Raw genomic sequence first — 489 nt, forward strand, 5'->3', positions numbered from 1 at the left:
TAGTGATCCGGTGGTTCTGAATGGAAGGGCCATCGCTCAACGGATAAAAGGTACTCCGGGGATAACAGGCTGATACCGCCCAAGAGTTCATATCGACGGCGGTGTTTGGCACCTCGATGTCGGCTCATCACATCCTGGGGCTGAAGTAGGTCCCAAGGGTATGGCTGTTCGCCATTTAAAGTGGTACGCGAGCTGGGTTTAGAACGTCGTGAGACAGTTCGGTCCCTATCTGCCGTGGGCGCTGGAGAATTGAGGGGGGCTGCTCCTAGTACGAGAGGACCGGAGTGGACGCATCACTGGTGTTCGGGTTGTCATGCCAATGGCACTGCCCGGTAGCTAAATGCGGAAGAGATAAGTGCTGAAAGCATCTAAGCACGAAACTTGCCCCGAGATGAGTTCTCCCTGAGACTTAGAGTCTCCTGAAGGAACGTTGAAGACGACGACGTTGATAGGTCGGGTGTGTAAGTGTAGCGATACATTGAGCTAACC

The 489-nt window shown here is 53.8% G+C and carries 1 rRNA gene; it reads left to right on the top strand.

Annotated elements, in window-relative coordinates:
* Window positions 1-489 (top strand): 23S ribosomal RNA (locus KQJ18_RS24395); the annotation flags it as partial.

This window comes from Citrobacter sp. S55_ASV_140 (assembly GCF_018919505.1).
Lineage (GTDB): Bacteria > Pseudomonadota > Gammaproteobacteria > Enterobacterales > Enterobacteriaceae > Citrobacter > Citrobacter werkmanii.